Genomic DNA, 19,568 nt, shown 5'->3' on the forward strand with positions numbered 1-19,568 from the left:
ACCGCGCGCGCCACCCTCGCAGTCTCCTCCGGGATCTCCGCCAGCTCCACACCACGCAACGACACGAACCCACCCCTGAACACGACAACGGCCTGCACCACCCCAACGGGGTCGTACAGGCCGTAGTCACGAAGGCCCTTGCGGATTTACCAACAGCATCCGTGTCCGGGAAGGGCCCTGTGCCGTAGGGGTCTTACTCGGTGCGCAGACCCTCCGGGCGCATCAGCCGCAGCAGCGGCGGCAGGCTCAGCGCGGTGACCACGAGGACCACCGCCGCGCCGGCGCCGGTCATGGACAGCACGCTCCGCCAGTCCACGCCCAACGACGAGCCCACCATCTTCAGCAGCACCGAGCCCAGCGTCAGCCCGACGACCGTGGCCAGCAGCAGGCCGAGCGCGACCGGGATCGCGGTCTGCCAGAACACCGACAGGCTCAGGGTGCGCCGCCGGGTGCCGAAGGCCATCAGCGAGGACAGCAACTTCCGCCGCTCGCGCAGCTGTTCCAGCTGGGTCACCAGCAGGCTGGTGCCGATCAGTGCCAGCACGCACAGGGCGCCGACGTACAGACCGGTGCGGATGGAGGTGAACTTCTTGGACTGCTCGGTGGCGGACCACACCATCACATCGGCGAACGGATCGACCTTCGCCGCCGTATTGCGGGTGTACTCGGACACATCGGGCACGCTCTTGTCGAACATGACGTACACCGTGCCGTCCAGCAGCCGGTCCACCCGGTCCGGCACCGCCGACGGGGTCAGCAGGATGGCGCTGCTCCTGCTGCCGTTGGGGCTGGCGATCGCGTGGGCCGGCTTCAGGCCGGCCGGCACGGTCCAGCGCACGTCCGGGCCCGTTCCCGCGCCGTGGTCGGTGTCGAGATGGAGCACCCGGCCCGGCCGGGCGAGCTTGGTGAGGGTGGGGTCGTCGTCCCCACCCGTGACCACGAAGGCGTCCCCGTCGCGGCAGGACGGCAGCTGGGCCGTCTCGCGCAGCGAGGCGCAGGTGCCGGAGATCAGCTCGGTCGTGTCTCCTGGCCCGCTCTTCCAGTCCTTCTCGCCCAGGGAGGCGCTGCCGAGCGAGACCGCCTTGCGCACCCCCTTGGTCGTGCGGAACCGGTCCGCGGCCGTGCGGAACGGGGTGCCGTCCGACAGGTTGATCTGCATCTGCGCCCGGGTGATGTCCTGGCCGGTGTTCTTGGTGTAGTCGCCCTGGACCCCGGCGAACAGCATCTGGAGGGCGACCGCGCCGGCCACCGCGACGGCGATGCCGTTCACCATGCGGGCCGCCGAACCGCTGCTCAACTGGAGCCGTCGTATGGCGAGTTGCCAGGCCACCGGGCCCCGGTGCAGTCGGGCCACCATCGCCTCCACGGCCCACGGCAGCAGCGCGGTGACGCCGACGAGCAACAGCAGTACGCCGCCGGTCACCATGTACTGGTTGAACTGGCCGTCCGAGCCGCCCTGGCCGATCATCGGAGCGAGCAGCGCGATGCCGCCCAGCGGCAGCAGCAGCCGCCACCACAGCCGGCGGCGCGGCGGCTTGGCCGTACGCACCACACCCAGCGGCTCGATGACCACCCCGCGCAGCGCGAACAGCGTGACCAGCACCGCCGCCGCGGGCACCGCGAGGACGACCAGCGCGGCCAGCGCGGGCGAGGGGTTGAGGTAGTCGGGGAACGCGCTGACGCCCACGACCTCCACCGAGCCCGCGAACTGCCGGCCCAGCAGGAAGAAGACGGTGCCGAAGGCCAGCCCGACCAGCGCTCCGGCCAGCGCCTCACCGGCCGCGATCCGCCGGGTCATCCGGCTGTCGGAGCCGACCAGGCGCAGTGCGGCCAGTCTGCGGTCGCGCCGCTCGCCGCCGAACCGCACGGCGGTGGCGATGAACACCGCCACCGGCATCAGCAGCACCACGAAGACCACGAGGACCAGCAGGATCAGGATCGGGTCCATGCGGGTCTGCGGGGTCGTGTCCGTCCCGCCGTACATGTTGATCCGGGCGGTCCGGGAGCCGTCGATCTTCGGGGCCAGGTTCTTCGCCCCGGCGTAGTAGGCGAGTTCACGCGAGCCCACCAGCCCGTCCTCGGTGATCGTGCCGGTGATCCGGTACGGCAGCCGGGCCCGCAGCAGCTTGCCCTCGCTGGAGCCGAGCAGTTCCTTCAGGGCGGGGGAGACGACCATGTCGCCGGTCGCCGGGTAGGCGGTCAGGCCCGGCGGTACGGGCGCCTTGGGCCCCTCCGGCTCCACCAGCCGGCCACGCACGTCATGGCCGTGGAACTCGGTGTCGGTGTCCGAGATCACCAGGGTGTTCGCGGCCTTCGGCCGTACCGGGCCATAGGTGTGGTCCGCGCGGTCGTTGTCCCGGGTGTGCCGGACCGAGAGCGCGTTCGGTATCGCGGTGGTGAGCAGCAGCAGCGCCACGCCGAGGCCGACCCCGACCGCCGTCAGCAGTACCCGGGTCCAGCCCTCGCGGCCCCCGGTGAAGGCGAACCGGAAGCCCAGGCCGAGGTCTCTGCGCCACTGGCGGGTGCTCATACGGCGCGCTCCATGTCCCGGGACCTGCCGTCGCGTACGACGATCTCCCGGTCGGAGTAGGCCGCGACCCGGGCCTCGTGCGTGACCAGCACGACGGCCGCGTTGGTGGAGCGGGCCGCGTCGGTGAGCAGCTCCATCACGCGCTCGCCGTTGAGGGAGTCGAGCGCGCCGGTCGGCTCGTCCGCGAACACCATCCGGGGCGCGGTGACCAGCGCCCGCGCCACCGCGACCCGCTGGCCCTGGCCGCCGGAGACCTCGCCGGGCCGCTTGCCGGCCAGGTCGTCCACCTCCAGCCGCTCCAGCCAGGTCAGCGCGGCCCGCTCGGCCTTCTTGCGGGGGGTGCCGTTGAGGCGCAGCGGCAGCGCCACGTTCTCCACACAGGTCAGCTCCGGGACCAGCTGGCCGAACTGGAAGACGAACCCGAACTCGCTGCGCCGCAGCGCGCTGCGCTCGGCGTCGCTCATGCCGGACAGCTCCCGGCCGTCGTACATGATCGACCCGGAGTCGGGCGGCACGATGCCGGCCAGGCAGTGCAGCAGCGTCGACTTGCCGGAGCCCGAGGGGCCCATGATGGCGACGACCTCGCCGGGGTGGATGGAGAACTCGGCGCCGTCCAGCGCGACCGTGGGGCCGTACGCCTTGCGGAGGTCCCGGGCGGTGAGCAGGGAACCGGGGGGAGGAGTCATGCGGCGACCTCCGCGCGCAGCTTGTCCAGACGGGCGGTGGTCAGTTCCAGCCAGCGCAGATCGGCCTCCAGATGGAACAGGGCGTGGTCGCAGATCAGCTGGTCGGCGAGGTCGCCCTTGCGCTTGCGGTCGGTGAGGATGCGCATGCTGCGCAGATGCTCGGAGCGCTGGACGTCGAGGACGCTGGCGGCGTCGCGGTGGGTGAGGAGGGCGAGGACGACCTTGGTGTACAGGGTCGACTGGAGGTACTCCTCCGGCTTCTCCGGGGTGGCGAGCCAGCGCTGCACGTCGGTGATGCCGGCGTCGGTGATGGCGTACCGCTTGCGCTCGGGGCCGCCGCCGGTCTCTACGCCGTCGACCTCCACGAGGCCGTGCTTCAGCAGCCGGGACATCGTCGAGTAGACCTGGCCGTAGTGCAGGGGCCGGTCCTGACCGAACTTCTCGTCGAAGGCCCGCTTGAGGTCGTAGCCGTGGCGCGGGCCGGACTCCAGGAGTCCTAGGAGGGTGTGACCGATGGACATGCCCCGCACTCTACACACCGTGTATACGCAATGTGTATACACACCGGGTGTAGCTCAATGACTTCGAGACGCGGAGCAACCCTGGGCCCCTGGTAACCGTCGGTTCCCTTGGAGTGGGTGCTGATTCTCACGTCCGCAAAAGAGCGGATCAGTTGCCCTTTGTCATATAGGCGGGTGTTAGCTTTCGGAGCTGACCACCGAGACGGAAGCGGAGCGAAGGACCCATGGGACGAGCGGAAGAGAGACGAGCGCGACAGCGCGGCGGCCACCGCGCGGCGCCCCAGCGCCGCCGCTCGATACCCGAGACCGGCAACGGATCGGCGGGCCTTACGCCCGGGGGCAAACCCCGCAAGAGCTTCCTGCGCCGGATGTTCACCTGGAAGAAGGTCCTCGGCACGCTCTTCGGACTGTGCCTGCTGTGCATAGGCGGCTTCACGGCCGCCTACATGCTGGTGGACATCCCGGCGGGCAACGCCGACGCCCAGCTGCAGAGCAACATCTACAAGTACAGCGACGGCACCATGCTCGCCCGCACCGGGCAGCTCAACCGGGAGAGCGTCGACCTCTCCGAGGTCCCCAAGAACGTCCAGCTCACCTTTGTCGCGGCCGAGAACAAGAGCTTCTACCACGACTCCGGCGTCGACCTGCGGGGCACCGCCCGCGGTGTGCTCAACACCGTCATGGGACGCGGTACGCAGGGCGGTTCGACGATCACCCAGCAGTACGTCAAGAACTACTACCTCGACCAGAACCAGACCGTCTCGCGTAAGCTGAAGGAACTGGTCATCTCGCTGAAGCTGGACCGTCAGAAGTCCAAGGAGTACATCCTCGCGGGCTACATCAACACCAGCTACTACGGCCGCGGCGCCTACGGCATCCAGGCCGCGGCGCAGGCGTACTACCACAAGGACGCCAAGGACCTCACGGTCGAGGAGGGCGCCTACCTCGCGGCCCTGCTCCAGGCGCCCAACGAGTACGACTGGGCGCTGGCGACCCCCACCGGCAAGCGGCTGGCCCAGGCGCGCTGGAACTACGTCCTGGACAACATGGTCAAGCAGCACTGGCTGGACGCCGGCAAGCGCCAGGCCATGAAGTTCGAGACGCCGAAGGCCCCCAAGGCGGCGCCCGGCATGAAGGGCCAGACCGGCTACCTGGTGGACGCGGCCAACGCCTCCCTGGAGCGGCAACTGGTCGCCCAGGGCAGTGCCGCCACGATCGGCGACGCCGAGGCGCTGGTGAAAAAGGGCGGCTGGACCATCACGCTCAACATCGACAAGGGCAAGCAGCACCAGCTGGAGCAGGCCGTCACACAGCAGCTGACCAGCAAGCTCGACGCGAAGAAGCGCTCCGTCGACGGCGATGTCCAGCCCGGTGCCGTGTCCGTGGACCCGAAGACGGGCAAGGTCCTCGCCATGTACGGCGGCGCGGACTACTTCAAGCACTTCAGGAACAACGCCACCCGCACCGACTACCAGCCCGCCTCCACCTTCAAGCCGGTGATCCTCGCCGCGGCGCTCCAGCAGGGCTCCGTCACCCAGGACGGCAAGCCGATCAACGCCGACACGGTGTACGACGGCACCAGCGGCCGCCAGGTCGTGGACCACGGCGGCAAGGTCGGCTTCGGCCCGCCCAACGAGGACGACGCCAACTACGGGAACATCACCGTCCAGAAGGCCATGGACGACTCCGTCAACTCCGTCTTCGCGCAGATGGGCGTCGACGTGGGCATGGAGAAGGTGATGAACACCGCCAAGCAGCTCGGCATGGACACCACCGGCATGCAGGCGGTGCCCGCGCAGACGCTGGGCTCCATGGGCGCGAGCCCGCTGGAGATGGCCGGCATCTACGCGACCCTCGACAACCACGGCAAGAAGGTCACCCCGGCGATCATCAAGTCGGTCGAGCACAAGGACCGTGACGTCACGCTCCCGAACCCGATCGGCGACCAGGTGATCAGCAGGACGGCGGCCGACACGGTCACCTCGGTGCTCACCGGCGTGGTCGACGACGGTACGGCCAGGGTGTCGGTGGCGGCCAACCCGGCGCGTGACGGGCAGCAGGTGGCCGGCAAGACGGGTACCTCCGACAACAACAAGTCGGCCTGGTTCACCGGCTACACGCCCGGCCTGGTCACCTCGGTCGGCCTGTTCGGCGAGAGCGCCAAGACCCACGCACAGGTTCCCCTGACGGGCGCCACCGGCCTGCTCCCGGGCACCGGCCGGGTCAACGGCGGTACCTACCCGGCGCAGATCTGGGCCGCCTACACCTTCAACGCCATGGACGGCGTCAGCAAGTTCGACCTGGACACCTCCCAGGGCGCCGCCGTCGAGACGCCGACGCCGTCGAACAGCGCGACCAAGAGCCCGACCCAGTCGCCCTCGCAGTCGCCGTCGGGCACGCCGTCGTCGTCCCACTCCCCGACCCAGTCGCCCACCCAGTCGCCGACGCAGAGCCCGACCCAGTCGCCGACGCAGACCCCGACCGCCCCGCCGACCAGCGAGCCGCCGACGGGCGACCCCACCGAGGACAACCCGCTCGACCAGTTCGGGGGCCAGCGGGAGCAGCTGGGACAGCAGCAGCGGCTGAAACAGCCGTAGCCGGACAGGCGGCGGGAACAGCCGTAGACGGATATGAGGGAGGGCGCCCGGTGAAGTACCGGGCGCCCTCCCTCATGCGTACCGCGTCAGCCGCGGTGCAGCTCGAACCACACCACCTTGCCGGTGCTCAGCCGGGTCGCGCCCCAGCGCCGGGCCAGCTTGTTGACGAGGTACAGGCCACGGCCGCCCTCGTCCGTGGCCCGCGCCTGCCGCAGCCGCGGCAGCTGCGGCACATCGTCGCCGACCTCGCAGCGCAGCACATGCGTGCGCAGCAGCCGCAGCGTCACCGGCCGCGACGCGTACCGTACGGCGTTCGTCACGACCTCGCTGACCAGCAGCTCCACCGAGTCGGTGAGGTCCTCCATGTCCCAGCGGGCGAGTGCGCGCCGGGCCAGCCGGCGGGCCTGGCCGGGGGCCGAGTCCTCCGGCTCCAGCGTCCAGTACGCCACATCGCTCGGCGCGATCCCGTCGAAGCGGGCCGCGAGCAGCGCGATGTCGTCGTCCCGGTCGCCGGGGCCGAGCATGTCGAGGACCTCGTCGCACAGGGCTTCCAGCGGCGGCGGATGGTCCGGACCGGTCAGCTGCGCGGTGGCGGCGAGCCGCTCGCGCAGCTGCTCTATGCCCGTCCACACGTCCCGCAGCCGGGACTCCACCAGACCGTCCGTGTACAGCAGCAGCGTGGCCCCGGCCGGCGCGTCCAGCTCGACCGCCTCGAAGTCGACCCCGCCGACGCCGATCGGCGCGCCCGGCGGCACCCGCAGCACCTCGGCCCGCCCGCCCAGATGCAGCAGCACGGGCGGCGGATGACCGGCGTTGGCGATCGTGATGCGATGCGTGACCGGGTCGTAGACGGCGTACAGGCAGGTCGCCATGCGGTCGGTGCCGAGCCGCTGGGCCTGCTCGTCCAGGTGGTGCAGTACCTCCTGCGGCGGCAGATCGAGCCCGGCCAGGGTCTGCGCGGTGGTGCGCAGCTGGCCCATGATCGCCGCCGAGGTCATGGAGTGGCCCATGACGTCGCCGACCACCAGCGCCACCCGGCTGCCGGGCAGCGGGATCGCGTCGTACCAGTCGCCGCCCACCCGCGCGGTCTCCGCGGCCGGCAGATACCGGGAGGCGAGCCGCACCCCGGTCGGGCGGGGCAGGGTCTCGGGCAGCATGGTGCGCTGCAACTCGTCGGCGATGTACGCCTCGCGGCCGTAGAGCACCGCCTTGTCGATGCCGAGCGCGCTGTGCGTGGCCAGCTGGGCGGCCACCAGCAGATCGTCCGTCTCGAACGCGGGGCGCTCGGGGCGGCGCAGGAACAGGGCCGCGCCGATCACCCGGCGCCGGCCGCGCAGCGGCGCGAGGATCGCGTGCTGCCCGGACGGTACGAGTGCCTCCGCGCCGTCGCCGAGCAGCTCGGGCAGCGCGGCCCGGGCGGCCGGCGCGTCCGCGAACACCGGGCGCACCCCGCGCAGCACCTCGTTCAGGGCGCCGCCGGGGCGCACCTCGCACAGCTCGGTGGTCAGCGAGGACAGTTCCGCGAGCGCGACCGGCTCGGGCTCCGGCTCGAACGCGCCGGGCAGCAGGACGCCGTCGGTGTCCCGCTCCTCCGGTATGCGGTCGGTGCGGCGCAGCCGCAGTACGACGGGGCCGGTGGGCCGTTCGTCGCCGACCGGCAGCGGGTCGCGGAGATAGACGAGGATCGCGTCCGAGAACGTCGGTACCGTGGCCCGGCACAGACCCATCACGATCTCGTCCAGGTCGAGGCCGCGGGCGATCCGCCGGGTGGCCGCGCCGACGAACCTGAGCCGGTCGCCGTCACGCCGCATGGGCATCGGCCGCCCCGGCGGCAGACCCCGTCCGGTACGGCGCTCCGGACCGCCCGGCGCCCGCTCCTGGTCGGCGCCCGGCTGCGGCGGAATGGCCTCCGCGGGACGCGGCCGATGGGCCGCGCCGGCGTCCGCGGTGGCGGGCTGGGAGTGCTCCGGGCCGTTGACTGGGGGCTCCTTCCCCTTGCCGTCCATTGGCTGGCCACCCGAGGTGGCCGTCCCGGGCCCCGACGGCGTCCCGTCCGCCCGTGCCTGCACGGGTAAGACGGGGGTGCCGACCGGTTCCGGGGCATGCGTCAGCGCCCCGCGGCCGTCCGTGGGGTCGGCGCCCGCCTCGGGGCGCTCGAAGGAGGTGGGCTGCTCCGTCACGCGTGTCGCATCCATCCGTCCGGGGCTGCGCGCCGGGCGCGCAGTCGGTCCCGCAGAAGTCCCGATACCCGCAATACGTGCCCCGGGAACGGATTTTCCGTGTACCCGGAGGAAGTTCCCGTGCCACCGGCGTGGCCCGCGCGCCCGGCGGTGCTCCCCTGATACCCCTCGTTCACGTCCCTGCCGCCCCTCGGTGACGATCGGTCAAGCCCGGCGCAAGCCGCGGAAGTTGTCGCTCCGAAGCGCCCTTGCGGAGGACGATCCTACGTTTCCTGCCCGGGGGCGCATCAAGAGTCTCATGAGGACACATGCGCGGGCGTACGGTCCCAGCCCTCGGGGAGTGACGGTACCGCCCAGGACTCGTCCGGGCGCCATGCCGGCCAGCCTTCCGAGAACGGCGGCTCCCAGGCCGCGATCGCCTCCAGGGCCGCCCTGCCGGCCGCGCGGACCCGTTCGGCGGTCCCGGCGGGCATCAGGCCGTCCCGCTGGGCCTGTGCGAACTCGTCCTCGTCGCGCCACTGCCAGCTGCGGTCCGGGCGGACGTCGATGTCCAGGAAGTGGTCCTCGGAGTCGACCCCGCCCGCCCAACGGACCAGCGGTTCCTCCAGGTTGACGTACCAGTTCTTGAACCGCCAGCCCGGCTCCCAGAACAGCCACACCGACCAGGGCACGCCGGGCTGGGCGAGCTTGAGCACGCCGGTGCCGAGCCAGCGGTCCCGCCGTACCGTGCGCGGCTTGGTGTAGCGGGACTCCAGCGGCTCGCGGTGCACCGGCGTGCCGTCGGCCAGGGCCGGCTTCACGCACTCGGTGCCGGGGGCCAGCCAGACGGCGAGCAGTTCGGCGTCGTCGCGTACGACGGTGACGGGGCGCACGATGTGGAACTTCGCGCCGCCGTTCTCCCGGTAACGCCACAGGATCGGTGTCCCCGGCGCCCAGTACGCCGCAGGTTCCGCCGCCGCTTGCCGCATCGTTCCGTCGTCCGCCATGGGCAGATATTAGGTGCCCGGCGGGGCGGGCGCTGCGGCGAAGGTCACGGTTCCCCCGTGCGCGTGCGGGTGGCCGAAAAGGTTCGCTCGGCGGTCACGGACGGGTCATCCGCAGCACGTCCAGGGCCTCGTCGAGTTGCTCCGCGGTCAGCTCGCCGCGCTCCACGTACCCGCCCTCCAGCACCACCTGACGGATCGTCCTGCGTTCGGCGAGCGCCTTCTTGGCGACCTTCGCGGCCTCCTCGTACCCGATGTACTTGTTCAGCGGGGTGACGACGGACGGCGACGACTCGGCGTACTCGCGGGCGCGTTCGCGGTCGGCGGTGATGCCGTCGACGGTGCGGTCGGCCAGCAGCCGGGTCACATTGGCCAGCAGCCGGATCGATTCCAGGACGTTCTTGGCGATGACCGGGAGCATCACGTTCAGCTCGAAGTTGCCGGCGGCGCCCGCGGTGGCGATGGTGGCGTCGTTGCCGACGACCTGGGCGGCGACCATCAACACCGCCTCCGGCACCACCGGGTTGACCTTGCCCGGCATGATCGAGGAGCCCGGCTGGAGGTCGGGCAGCCGGATCTCGGCGAGCCCGGTGCGCGGGCCCGAGGCCATCCAGCGCAGATCGTTGGCGATCTTCGTCAGCCCGACCGCGACGGTCCGCAGCTGCCCGCTGGTCTCCACGATGCCGTCCCGGGCGCCCTGCGCCTCGAAGTGGTCCCGGGCCTCGGTCAGCGGCAGCCCGGTCGCGCGGGCCACCTCCTCGATGACGGCGGCGGAGAACCCGGGCGGGGTGTTGATGCCGGTGCCCACCGCGGTGCCGCCCAGCGGCAGCTCGGCCAGCCGGGGCAGCGAGGCGCGCAGCCGCTCGACGCCGTAGTGGACCTGCGCCGCGTAGCCGCCGAACTCCTGGCCCAGCGTCACGGGGGTGGCGTCCATCAGATGCGTGCGGCCCGACTTGACCACGTCGGCGAACTCGGCGCTCTTGCGCGTGAGCGCGGCGGCGAGGTGGTCGAGGGCCGGGATCAGGTCATGGGTGACGGCGGCGGTGGCGGCGATGTGGATCGAGGAGGGGAAGACGTCGTTGGACGACTGCGAGGCGTTGACGTGGTCGTTCGGATGCACCGGGCGCCCGAGCCGCTCGCTCGCCAGGGTCGCGAGGACCTCGTTGGTGTTCATGTTGGACGAGGTGCCGGAACCGGTCTGGAAGACGTCGACGGGGAAGTGCTCGTCCCAGTCGCCCCGCGCGACCTCCTCGGCCGCCTCCTGGATCGCCCCCGCGACGTCCTTGTCCAGCACCCCGAGTTCCGCGTTCACCTTCGCCGCGGCCGCCTTGATCCGCGCGAGCGCCTCGATGTGCGCCCGCTCGATCCGCTGCCCGGACACGGGGAAGTTCTCCACGGCCCGCTGCGTCTGCGCCCGCCACTTGGCACCCGCCGGTACCCGGACCTCGCCCATGGAGTCGTGCTCGATGCGGTATTCGCTCATACCCGGTACAGCGGGCGGGGCCCCGCTGTTGTTCCGCGGATTGGTCCATCGGCCGCGCCCCGACCCCCGTACGGGTCACCCCGGATCCGACCGGGCACCGGGAGGGCGGCGAACGTCGGCCGCGGTTCCGGGTTCCGGGGGCGTCCGCCTTGTTCGTGCGACGGTGCTCCTGGGCCCGTCCGGTGTTTGCGGACCGAGTCGTTCGGGCGGGGGCGGGAGCCGGCCCCGCCGCGTGCCCGGAGGTGGCATGCCGGGCCGGGGACGCGCGCTGTGCCGAGGTGCGCGTCCCCGCCGTCTGCCGAGGGTGCTACGCCAGGCCGGGGCCGCGCACCGGGATCGAGGTGAAGGTGGGGGCGGGGGCCGGGTCCTGGAAGAAATCGTTGCCCTTGTCGTCCACGACGATGAACGCCGGGAAGTCCTCGACCTCGATCTTCCAGACGGCCTCCATGCCGAGCTCCTCGTACTCCAGGACCTCGACCTTCTTGATGCAGTCCTGGGCGAGACGGGCCGCGGGGCCGCCGATGGAGCCCAGGTAGAAGCCGCCGTGGGCGTCGCACGCGTCGGTGACCTGCTTGCTGCGGTTGCCCTTGGCGAGCATCACCTTGGAGCCGCCGGCCGCCTGGAACTGCGCCACGTAGGAGTCCATCCGGCCGGCCGTGGTCGGACCGAAGGAGCCGGACGCGTAGCCCTCGGGCGTCTTGGCGGGACCGGCGTAGTACACCGGGTGGTCCTTCAGGTACTGCGGCATCTCCTCACCGGCGTCCAGACGCTCCTTGATCTTGGCGTGCGCGATGTCACGGGCCACGACCAGCGGACCGGTCAGCGACAGCCGGGTCTTGACCGGGTACTTGGTCAGCTCGGCGAGGATCGTGTCCATCGGCTGGTTGAGGTCGATCTCGACGACGTCGCCCTCGGACTCCAGGTGCTCGTCCGTCGTCTCCGGCAGGAACCGGGCCGGGTCCCGCTCCAGCTGCTCCAGGAAGACGCCCTCGGCGGTGATCTTCGCGACGGCCTGGCGGTCGGCCGAGCAGGACACGGCGATGGCGACCGGGCAGGACGCGCCGTGCCGGGGCAGCCGGACCACGCGCACGTCGTGGCAGAAGTACTTGCCGCCGAACTGCGCGCCGATGCCGATCTTCTGGGTCAGCTCGAAGACCTTCTCCTCCAGCTCCTCGTCCCGGAAGCCGTGGCCGAGCGGCGAGCCCTCGGTGGGCGCGTTGTCCAGGTAGTGCGCGGAGGCGTACTTCGCGGTCTTGAGCGCGTACTCGGCGCTGGTGCCGCCGACGACGATCGCCAGGTGGTACGGCGGGCACGCGGCCGTACCGAGCGAACGGATCTTCTCCTCCAGGAACTTCATCATGGAGGCCTCGTTCAGGACGGCCTTGGTCTCCTGGTACAGGAAGGACTTGTTGGCCGAGCCGCCGCCCTTCGCCATGAACAGGAACTTGTAGGCGCCGCCGTCCGTCGCGTACAGCTCGATCTGCGCGGGCAGGTTGGAGCCGGTGTTCTTCTCCTCCCACATGGTGAGCGGAGCCATCTGCGAGTAGCGCAGGTTCAGCTTGGTGTAGGCGTCGTAGATGCCGTGCGAGAGGTGCTTCTCGTCCGTGCCCTCGGTGAGCACGTTCTGGCCGCGCTTGCCCATGACGATCGCCGTGCCGGTGTCCTGGCACATCGGCAGCACGCCCGCCGCCGCGATGTTCGCGTTCTTCAGCAGGTCCAGGGCGACGAACTTGTCGTTCGCGGACGCCTCGGGGTCGTCGATGATGCGGCGCAGCTGGGCGAGGTGGGCCGGGCGCAGGTAGTGCTGGATGTCATGGATGGCCTCCGCGGCCAGCGCCCGCAGTGCCTCGGGCTCCACCTTGAGGAACGTCCGTCCGTCCGGGCCCTCGACGGTGGACACGCCCTCGGACGTGACCAGCCGGTAAGGGGTGGTGTCCTCTCCCTGGGGGAGCAGATCGGTGTACGCGAACTCAGGCATCTCAGCCCATTCCTCACTCTGACGGACGGCGCCCGCCGACGCTGGCGGGCCCGTCCAGCGTAGAACCTGCCGCCGACAGCGAACTTGTGAGGTAAGGCTCAGTGGCCGTGAGCCCGCGTTTCGGCCGGGCCGGAGGCCCGACACACCGGGGTTGTCCACACCCCTAGTCGCGATCTATCGCGTTTCGGTACGCTGCTGCCGTGGACCTTCAGAAGCCCGCCCGTACCCAGGACGCCACCCCGAGCGTCTCCGCCCTGCGCGCCTCGGACGCCGACCGCGACCGGGTCGCCGACCTCCTCCGCGAGGCCCTCGCCGAGGGCCGGCTCACCGCCGACGAACACGCCGAGCGCGTGGACGGCGTGCTCAACGCGAAGACGGTCGGCGAGCTGGAGGTCTTCATCCAGGACCTGCCCGCCGCCCACCAGCACGCGTCCCGCGCCGCCTACACCCCCGCCCCGCCGCGCCCCACGGACGACATACCCAGCGAGTCCGACGCGAACGTGGTGGCCGTCTTCAGCAGCGCGGTCCGCCGCGGCCGCTGGCGCGCCGGGCGTCGGATGCACGCGTACTCGATCTTCGGCAGCGTCGAGATCGACCTCAGCGAGGCGATCTTCGAGTACCAGCAGGTCGTGATCAAGGCCGTCTCGGTCTTCGGCGACATCCAGATCCGCGTCCCGGAGAACGTGTCGCTGCGCGGCACCGGCGGCGGCGTCCTCGGCAACTTCGACGTGGCCACGCTGGACTCGACCGAGACGGACGCACCGGTCGTCTACATCGACGGCTGGGCCGTCCTCGGCAATGTGGAGGCCCGGCCGAAGCGCGGCAAGCTCGTCTCGGACATCCTGGAGCGGGTCCAGGACAAGGTCGAGCGGAAGCTGCGCAAACACCTGGACCGTTGACGGTCGCGAACTCCCCGGCAATCACCCGTCGTCGGGAACGCAGTGCATAGGCGCGCGTACAGCGGGTAGGCCTTGCTGCATCGTCGCTCGCTCGCGAAGCCGTCGTCAGGAGTAGACCCGTGCTGCAACCGCCGCATTCATCCCTGCAGGTAGCTGCCGTACCGGCCCAGCGGGTGCCAGCGCGGGAGCGGGACCAGGAGGCGCCCTGGCACACCGAGGCCGTGTGCCGGCGCGACGAGGCGGGGCTGTTCTTCGCCCCGTCCAAGGAGCCGACCGCCGCCCGGCTGTCCCGCGAGGAGGCGGCCAAGCGCGTCTGCGCCCGCTGCCCGGTCATGGTCGAGTGCCGCGAACACGCCCTCCTCCAGCCCGAGCCCTACGGCGTCTGGGGCGGCCTGACGGCGGCCGAGCGCCGTGTGGTCCTGGCGCGGCGCCGCCGCCGCGAACTGGACCTGAAGAAGACGGCCCGCGCGACGACGGACCGCATAGCCGGCTAGGGAGGCTCGGCCCCGCCCGGAAAGCGGCTCGGCCCCGCCCGGAAAAGCGAACGGCGCCCTCTCCGCACAGAGGGCGCCGAACGGCTTGCGAAGTGGCTTACTTGGCCCGCTCGAAATCGATCGCGCTGTAGGCCCGCAGCTTGCTGAGGCGGTGCTCGGAGTCGATCCGGCGCACCGTGCCCGACTTCGAGCGCATCACGATCGACTCGGTGAGCGCGGTCTCCGACCGGTACCGCACACCGCGCAGCAGCTCACCGTCGGTGATGCCGGTGGCCACGAAGAACACGTTCTCCCCGGACACCAGGTCGTCGGTCGTGAGCACCCGGTCGAGATCGTGCCCGGCGTCGATCGCGCGCTGCCGCTCCTCGTCGTCCTTGGGCCACAGCTTGCCCTGGATCGTGCCGCCCAGGCACTTCACGGCGCAGGCCGAGATGATGCCCTCCGGCGTACCGCCGATGCCGAGCAGCAGGTCGACGCCGGTGCCCTCGCGCAGCGCGTAGACGGATCCGGCGACATCGCCGTCGGAGATCAGCTTGATGCGCGCGCCGGCGTCCCGGACCTCCTTGATCAGGCCCTCGTGCCGGGGCCGGTCCAGGATGACGACGGTGACGTCCTCCGGGGTCGCCTTCTTCGCCTTGGCGATCCGCCGGATGTTCACGGCGACGGGCGCGTCGATGTCCACGAAGTCCGCGGCCTCGGGACCGGTGACCAGCTTGTCCATGTAGAACACGGCGGACGGGTCGAACATGGCGCCGCGCTCGGCGGCGGCCAGCACCGCGATCGCGTTCGGCATGCCCTTGGCGGTGAGCGTGGTGCCGTCGATCGGGTCGACGGCGATGTCCACCTCGGGGCCGGTGCCGTCCCCGACGTGCTCCCCGTTGAAGAGCATCGGGGCTTCGTCCTTCTCGCCCTCGCCGATGACGACGACGCCGTTCATCGAGACGGTGGAGACGAGGGACCGCATGGCGCGCACCGCGGCGCCGTCGGCGCCGTTCTTGTCACCGCGCCCGACCCAGCGGCCGGCGGCCATCGCCGCGGCTTCGGTCACCCGGACGAGTTCCAGGGCGAGGTTGCGGTCGGGAGCCTCGGCGGGAACATCGAGTTCGGAGGGCAGGTGATGATTTTCGGTCATCGGGGCGCACCTTTCTGATACGGCGACGGCCGGATGAGGGTCTTGGCCATGACTCTATCGTTAGGCAGACAAAATGAGCAGGGGACCCCACGTTTGAGCGCCTGAGGCACCTGCGACGATAGGGACGTGGCAGGTTCGAAAGGCAAGCAGAAGACGGCCCGGGACATGATTCTCTCCCTGGCCCTGATCGGCATCGCGGCGGCGGTCGTCTACCTCTTCGCCATCCCGCACGACAATCACGCTCCCGACCTCAAGCGGGTCGACTACCGGGTCGAGCTGATCACGGCCCGCAGGGCGGCGAGCTACCCGGTGGCGGGGCCCGAGGGCCTGTCCGACACCTGGAAGGCCACCTCCGTGAGCTACGACGGCGCCAACGGCGACTACTGGCACCTGGGCTTCCAGACCCCTGATGCCCAGTATGTCCAGATCGAGCAGTCGGCGCAGAAGCGGGCCGACTTCATCGACCAGGCGACCCAGGGCGCGACGGCCACCAAGACCACCGAGCGGATCGACGGCCGCACCTGGACCCACTACACCGGTGGCCGCTACGACGCCCTCGTCCTGGAGGGCACGCCCGGCTCGACCACCGTGGTCGCCGGCACGGCCTCCTTCAGCGACCTGACGAAGATGGCGTCGGCGCTCCGGATGGAGAAGACCTCCGCGCCGTAGCCCGTCGGGCAGTCGTACCCCGTCGGGCAGTCGTGGTCGTGACCCGTCGAGCAGTCGTGACCCGTCGAGCATTGGAAAGGGCCCCCGGCGGCGCCGGGGGCCCTTTCCAATGCTCGGGGTGGGGCTCAGACGGTCGTGATGACGTCCTCGTACGCGAGCCGCGGGGAGCGCGGGTACGACGCGTCCGGGCCCGGACGGCCGATGTTGACGACCATCAGCGGGGTGTGGTCGTCGTCCAGGAACTCCTTGCGCACGCCCTCGAAGTCGAACCCGGTCATCGGGCCCGCGGCGAGGCCGGCGGCGCGCACGCCGACGATGAAGTAGGCGGCCTGGAGGGCGGAGTTCAGCGCGGCGGAGCGCTCGCGGACCGGGCGCTCGGCGAAGAAGGCGTCCTTGGCGGCCGGGAAGGCCGGGAACAGGGCCGGCAGCTCCTCGTGGAACTCGTTGTCCGCGGAGAGGATCGCGACCAGCGGGGCGGTGGCGGTCTTGGGCCGGTTGCCCTCGGCCATGTGCTGCACCAGGCGCTCACGGGCCTCGGGGGAGCGGACCAGGGTGACGCGCAGCGGGGTCTGGTTGAAGGCGGTGGGGCCGTACTTGACCAGGTCGTAGATCGCCCGGACCTGCTCCTCGGTCACCGGCTCGTCGGTGAAGGTGTTCGCGGTGCGGGCCTCGCGGAACAGCAGGTCCTGGGCGGCGGGGTCAAGAACGAGAGACATCGTGACTTCCTCGGTGATGCGTACGGTCCGCTCCGGACCGCGGCTGACCGTACGACCCTACGCCCACTGAGCTTTAACTTTCAACAAAACCCGCTCCGGGGTGACCCACCCCACAGCCCCGGGCGAACCCCTACCCGGCGCCCTCCTCGCCCTCGCCCTCTTCTTCCTCCGCGAGTGCCGCGTCCAGGCGGGCGCGCGCCCCCTCCAGCCAGCGCCGGCACACCTTGGCCAGCTCCTCCCCGCGCTCCCACAGCGCCAGGGAGTCCTCCAGCGAGGTGCCGCCCGCCTCCAGCCGCCGTACGACCTCGATCAGCTCGTCCCGCGCCTGCTCGTACGAGAGCGTCGCTTCCGCCCCGCCGGTCTCCGTCTTGCCGGTCATTCGCCCACCTTCACCGTGAATTCGCCGTCGGCGACGCGCGCTCGCAGCGCCTCGCCCTCACTCACCTCGCCCGGATCGCGCACCACGTGCCCGTCGGAACGCTGCAGCACCGCATAGCCGCGTTTCAGCGTGGCCGCGGGGGAGAGGGCCACCACGCGCGCGCGGGTGTGCGCCAGCTCCGAGTCCGCGCGGTCCAGCAGATGGCCGACGGTGCGCCGGCTCCGCCCGACCAGGGAGGCCACATGGTCCGCGCGCTCGTCGAGCATCCGGTGCGGATCCTCCATCGCGGGCCGGGCCAGCGCGTGCGCCAGCCCCCGCTCCTCGCGCTCGATCAGCGCGTGCGCACAGCGCCGGGCACGCCCCTGGAGCATCCGCACCCGCTCCAGCTCCTCGCCCACGTCCGGTACGACCTTCTTGGCCGCGTCGGTCGGGGTGGAGGCGCGCAGATCGGCGACCAGGTCGAGCAGCGGGCTGTCCGGTTCGTGCCCGATCGCGGACACCACCGGGGTACGGCAGCCCGCCACCGTCCGCACCAGCTGCTCGTCGGAGAACGGCAGCAGATCCTCCACGCTGCCGCCGCCGCGGGCGACGATGATGACGTCCACGCCCTCGATCGCGTCCAGCTCCTCGACCGCCCGCACGACCTGCGGGACGGCGTGCACCCCCTGCACGGGCACGTTGCGCACCTCGAAGCGGACCGCGGGCCAGCGATGCCGGGCGTTCTCCAGCACATCACGCTCGGCCGCGGAGGCACGGCCGCAGACCAGGCCGATCAACTGCGGCAGGAACGGCAGCGGCTTCTTGCGCGCCGCCGCGAACAGCCCCTCCGCCGCGAGCGACTTCTTCAGCTGTTCGAGCCGGGCCAGCAGCTCACCGACCCCGACCGGCCTTATCTCGGCCGCGCGCAGGGAGAGTTGCCCCCTGGGCGCGTACCACTCCGGCTTGGCCAGCACCAGGACGCGGGCGCCCTCGCCGACGACGTCCGCCACCTCGTCGAACACCTGCCGGAAGCAGGTCACGCTGACCGAGATGTCGTACGACGGGTCGCGCAGCGTCAGGAACACGACGCCGGCGCCCGGCCGCCGCGACAGCTGGGTGATCTGTCCCTCGACCCACACCGCGCCCAGCCGGTCGATCCAGCCCCCGATCAGCCGGGAGACCTCACCGACCGGCAGGGGTGCCTCGGGGGTCGTCTTCAAAGCCATGCGCCGAGCGTAATGGCCGCCACCGACAAGGAGGTCCGGCCGGGCGCGGACGGCTGATCCCGGCGCGCCCGTACGCCCCCTACGATGGACCCATGACCGCTTCGCCTCGCCGCCGTGTCCTGCTCGCCGCCCCCCGAGGCTACTGCGCCGGTGTGGACCGCGCCGTGATCGCCGTCGAGAAGGCCTTGGAACAGTACGGCGCCCCGATCTACGTCCGGCACGAGATCGTCCACAACAAGTACGTCGTGCAGACCCTGGAGAAGAAGGGCGCCATCTTCGTCGAGCGCACGGAGGAGGTGCCCGAGGGCAACATCGTCATGTTCTCCGCCCACGGTGTGGCCCCCGTCGTCCACGAGGAGGCCGAGCGGGGCCGCCTCGCCACCATCGACGCGACCTGCCCCCTGGTCACCAAGGTCCACAAGGAAGCCGTCCGGTACGCGAACGAGGACTACGACATCCTGCTGATCGGCCACGAGGGCCACGAGGAGGTCATCGGCACCTCCGGCGAGGCCCCCGACCACATCCAGCTGGTCGACGGCCCCGAGGACGTCGCCGACGTCGAGGTCCGCGACCCGTCGAAGGTCGTCTGGCTCTCGCAGACCACCCTCTCCGTGGACGAGACCATGGAGACCGTCGACGCCCTGAAGACCAAGTTCCCCGGCCTGATCTCCCCGCCCAGCGACGACATCTGCTACGCCACGCAGAACCGCCAGGTCGCCGTGAAGCAGATGGGCGCCGACTCCGACCTGGTGATCGTCGTCGGCTCGCGCAACTCCTCCAACTCCAAGCGCCTGGTCGAGGTCGCCAAGCTCGCCGGTGCCCGCGAGGCGTACCTGGTGGACTTCGCCGACGAGATCGACGAGGCCTGGCTGGAGGGCGTGAGCACCGTCGGCGTCACCTCCGGCGCCTCCGTCCCGGACGTCCTGGTCGAGCAGGTCCTGGAGTGGCTCGCCGAGCGCGGCTACGCAGACGTGGAGATCGTCAAGACCGCCGAGGAGTCCATCACCTTCTCGCTGCCCAAGGAGCTCCGCCGCGATCTGCGCGAGGAGGCGGCGAACATGGTGGCCGAGCGCGGCGGATCGGGCGCTTCCGAGGAGTGACCGAGACCTCCCGGGC

General features: G+C 71.1%; 16 protein-coding genes. 5 read left to right on the forward strand and 11 right to left on the reverse strand.

All coding sequences use genetic code 11. The annotated features are described in order from the left end of the window. Positions 1–193 precede the first annotated feature (193 nt). The 3 genes from AB0N90_RS03880 to AB0N90_RS03890 are packed head-to-tail and all read right to left on the reverse strand — an operon-like array spanning position 194 to position 3,737. Complete coding sequence (locus AB0N90_RS03880) at positions 194–2,530, reverse strand: FtsX-like permease family protein (RefSeq protein ID WP_365192828.1); 2,337 nt, start codon at positions 2,528–2,530, stop codon at positions 194–196. After that, entirely contained in the window at positions 2,527–3,216 is a 690-nt protein-coding gene (locus AB0N90_RS03885; RefSeq protein ID WP_365192830.1) for an ABC transporter ATP-binding protein, read from the reverse strand. Before AB0N90_RS03885 ends, AB0N90_RS03880 begins: the two co-directional genes overlap by 4 nt. After that, complete coding sequence (locus tag AB0N90_RS03890) at positions 3,213–3,737, reverse strand: PadR family transcriptional regulator (RefSeq protein ID WP_365192832.1); 525 nt, start codon at positions 3,735–3,737, stop codon at positions 3,213–3,215. Before AB0N90_RS03890 ends, AB0N90_RS03885 begins: the two co-directional genes overlap by 4 nt. 224 nt (positions 3,738–3,961) lie before the next feature. Here AB0N90_RS03890 and AB0N90_RS03895 point away from each other — a divergent pair, with 224 nt between their 5' ends. After that, complete coding sequence (locus tag AB0N90_RS03895; RefSeq protein ID WP_365192833.1) at positions 3,962–6,334, forward strand: transglycosylase domain-containing protein; 2,373 nt, start codon at positions 3,962–3,964, stop codon at positions 6,332–6,334. Positions 6,335–6,420: 86 nt separating this feature from the next. On the opposite strand, the gene AB0N90_RS03900 is transcribed toward AB0N90_RS03895, so the two are convergent. From AB0N90_RS03900 to AB0N90_RS03915, 4 genes are all read right to left on the reverse strand, one after another. Further along, positions 6,421–8,514, reverse strand: coding sequence for a SpoIIE family protein phosphatase (locus tag AB0N90_RS03900; protein ID WP_361675037.1), 2,094 nt, complete (start codon positions 8,512–8,514; stop codon positions 6,421–6,423). A gap of 296 nt (positions 8,515–8,810) precedes the next feature. After that, on the reverse strand, positions 8,811–9,500 hold the full coding sequence (locus AB0N90_RS03905) for a DUF402 domain-containing protein (protein WP_361675035.1): 690 nt from the start codon (positions 9,498–9,500) through the stop codon (positions 8,811–8,813). 94 nt (positions 9,501–9,594) lie between these two features. Beyond that, positions 9,595–10,980, reverse strand: coding sequence for a class II fumarate hydratase (locus AB0N90_RS03910; RefSeq protein ID WP_365192836.1), 1,386 nt, complete (start codon positions 10,978–10,980; stop codon positions 9,595–9,597). A 307-nt stretch (positions 10,981–11,287) separates the two neighbouring features. Beyond that, positions 11,288–12,958 carry a fumarate hydratase gene (locus AB0N90_RS03915; protein WP_361675031.1) on the reverse strand — a complete coding sequence of 557 codons (1,671 nt, stop codon included), beginning with the start codon at positions 12,956–12,958 and terminating at the stop codon, positions 11,288–11,290. A gap of 200 nt (positions 12,959–13,158) precedes the next feature. Here AB0N90_RS03915 and AB0N90_RS03920 point away from each other — a divergent pair, with 200 nt between their 5' ends. Both AB0N90_RS03920 and AB0N90_RS03925 read left to right on the forward strand, forming a co-directional pair. After that, positions 13,159–13,857: a DUF1707 domain-containing protein gene (locus tag AB0N90_RS03920; protein ID WP_365192837.1), complete on the forward strand. Its 699-nt coding sequence runs from the start codon at positions 13,159–13,161 to the stop codon at positions 13,855–13,857. A 119-nt stretch (positions 13,858–13,976) separates the two neighbouring features. Next, the gene (locus AB0N90_RS03925; RefSeq protein ID WP_085566350.1) at positions 13,977–14,351 is read left to right on the forward strand and encodes a WhiB family transcriptional regulator; all 375 of its coding nucleotides are present in this window, start codon (positions 13,977–13,979) and stop codon (positions 14,349–14,351) included. Between the two features lie 97 nt (positions 14,352–14,448). Here AB0N90_RS03925 and glpX read toward each other — a convergent pair whose 3' ends face one another. After that, positions 14,449–15,483, reverse strand: a complete 1,035-nt coding sequence (gene glpX / locus AB0N90_RS03930; protein ID WP_361675027.1) for a class II fructose-bisphosphatase — start codon at positions 15,481–15,483, stop codon at positions 14,449–14,451. 126 nt (positions 15,484–15,609) lie between these two features. Here glpX and AB0N90_RS03935 point away from each other — a divergent pair, with 126 nt between their 5' ends. Further along, on the forward strand, positions 15,610–16,152 hold the full coding sequence (locus AB0N90_RS03935; protein ID WP_365192839.1) for a DUF4245 domain-containing protein: 543 nt from the start codon (positions 15,610–15,612) through the stop codon (positions 16,150–16,152). A gap of 125 nt (positions 16,153–16,277) precedes the next feature. On the opposite strand, the gene AB0N90_RS03940 is transcribed toward AB0N90_RS03935, so the two are convergent. The 3 genes from AB0N90_RS03940 to xseA all read right to left on the reverse strand — a co-directional run bounded on the left by AB0N90_RS03940 (position 16,278) and on the right by xseA (position 18,452). Next, on the reverse strand, positions 16,278–16,868 hold the full coding sequence (locus tag AB0N90_RS03940) for a malonic semialdehyde reductase (protein WP_361675023.1): 591 nt from the start codon (positions 16,866–16,868) through the stop codon (positions 16,278–16,280). A 130-nt stretch (positions 16,869–16,998) separates the two neighbouring features. Next, a complete protein-coding gene (locus AB0N90_RS03945; RefSeq protein WP_365192841.1) occupies positions 16,999–17,247 on the reverse strand; it encodes an exodeoxyribonuclease VII small subunit in 249 nt (82 codons plus the stop codon). Continuing rightward, positions 17,244–18,452 (reverse strand): exodeoxyribonuclease VII large subunit, encoded by a 1,209-nt coding sequence (xseA, locus tag AB0N90_RS03950; protein WP_365192843.1) that lies wholly within the window; start codon positions 18,450–18,452, stop codon positions 17,244–17,246. The genes AB0N90_RS03945 and xseA overlap by 4 nt, the downstream gene beginning before the upstream one ends. Before the next feature lie 92 nt (positions 18,453–18,544). Between xseA and AB0N90_RS03955 the strand changes: the two genes are divergently transcribed. Beyond that, complete coding sequence (locus tag AB0N90_RS03955; RefSeq protein WP_365192844.1) at positions 18,545–19,552, forward strand: 4-hydroxy-3-methylbut-2-enyl diphosphate reductase; 1,008 nt, start codon at positions 18,545–18,547, stop codon at positions 19,550–19,552. Positions 19,553–19,568 lie beyond the last annotated feature (16 nt).

The sequence above is a fragment of the Streptomyces sp. NPDC093018 genome (assembly GCF_040684035.1).
Taxonomy (GTDB): Bacteria; Actinomycetota; Actinomycetes; order Streptomycetales; family Streptomycetaceae; genus Streptomyces; species Streptomyces murinus.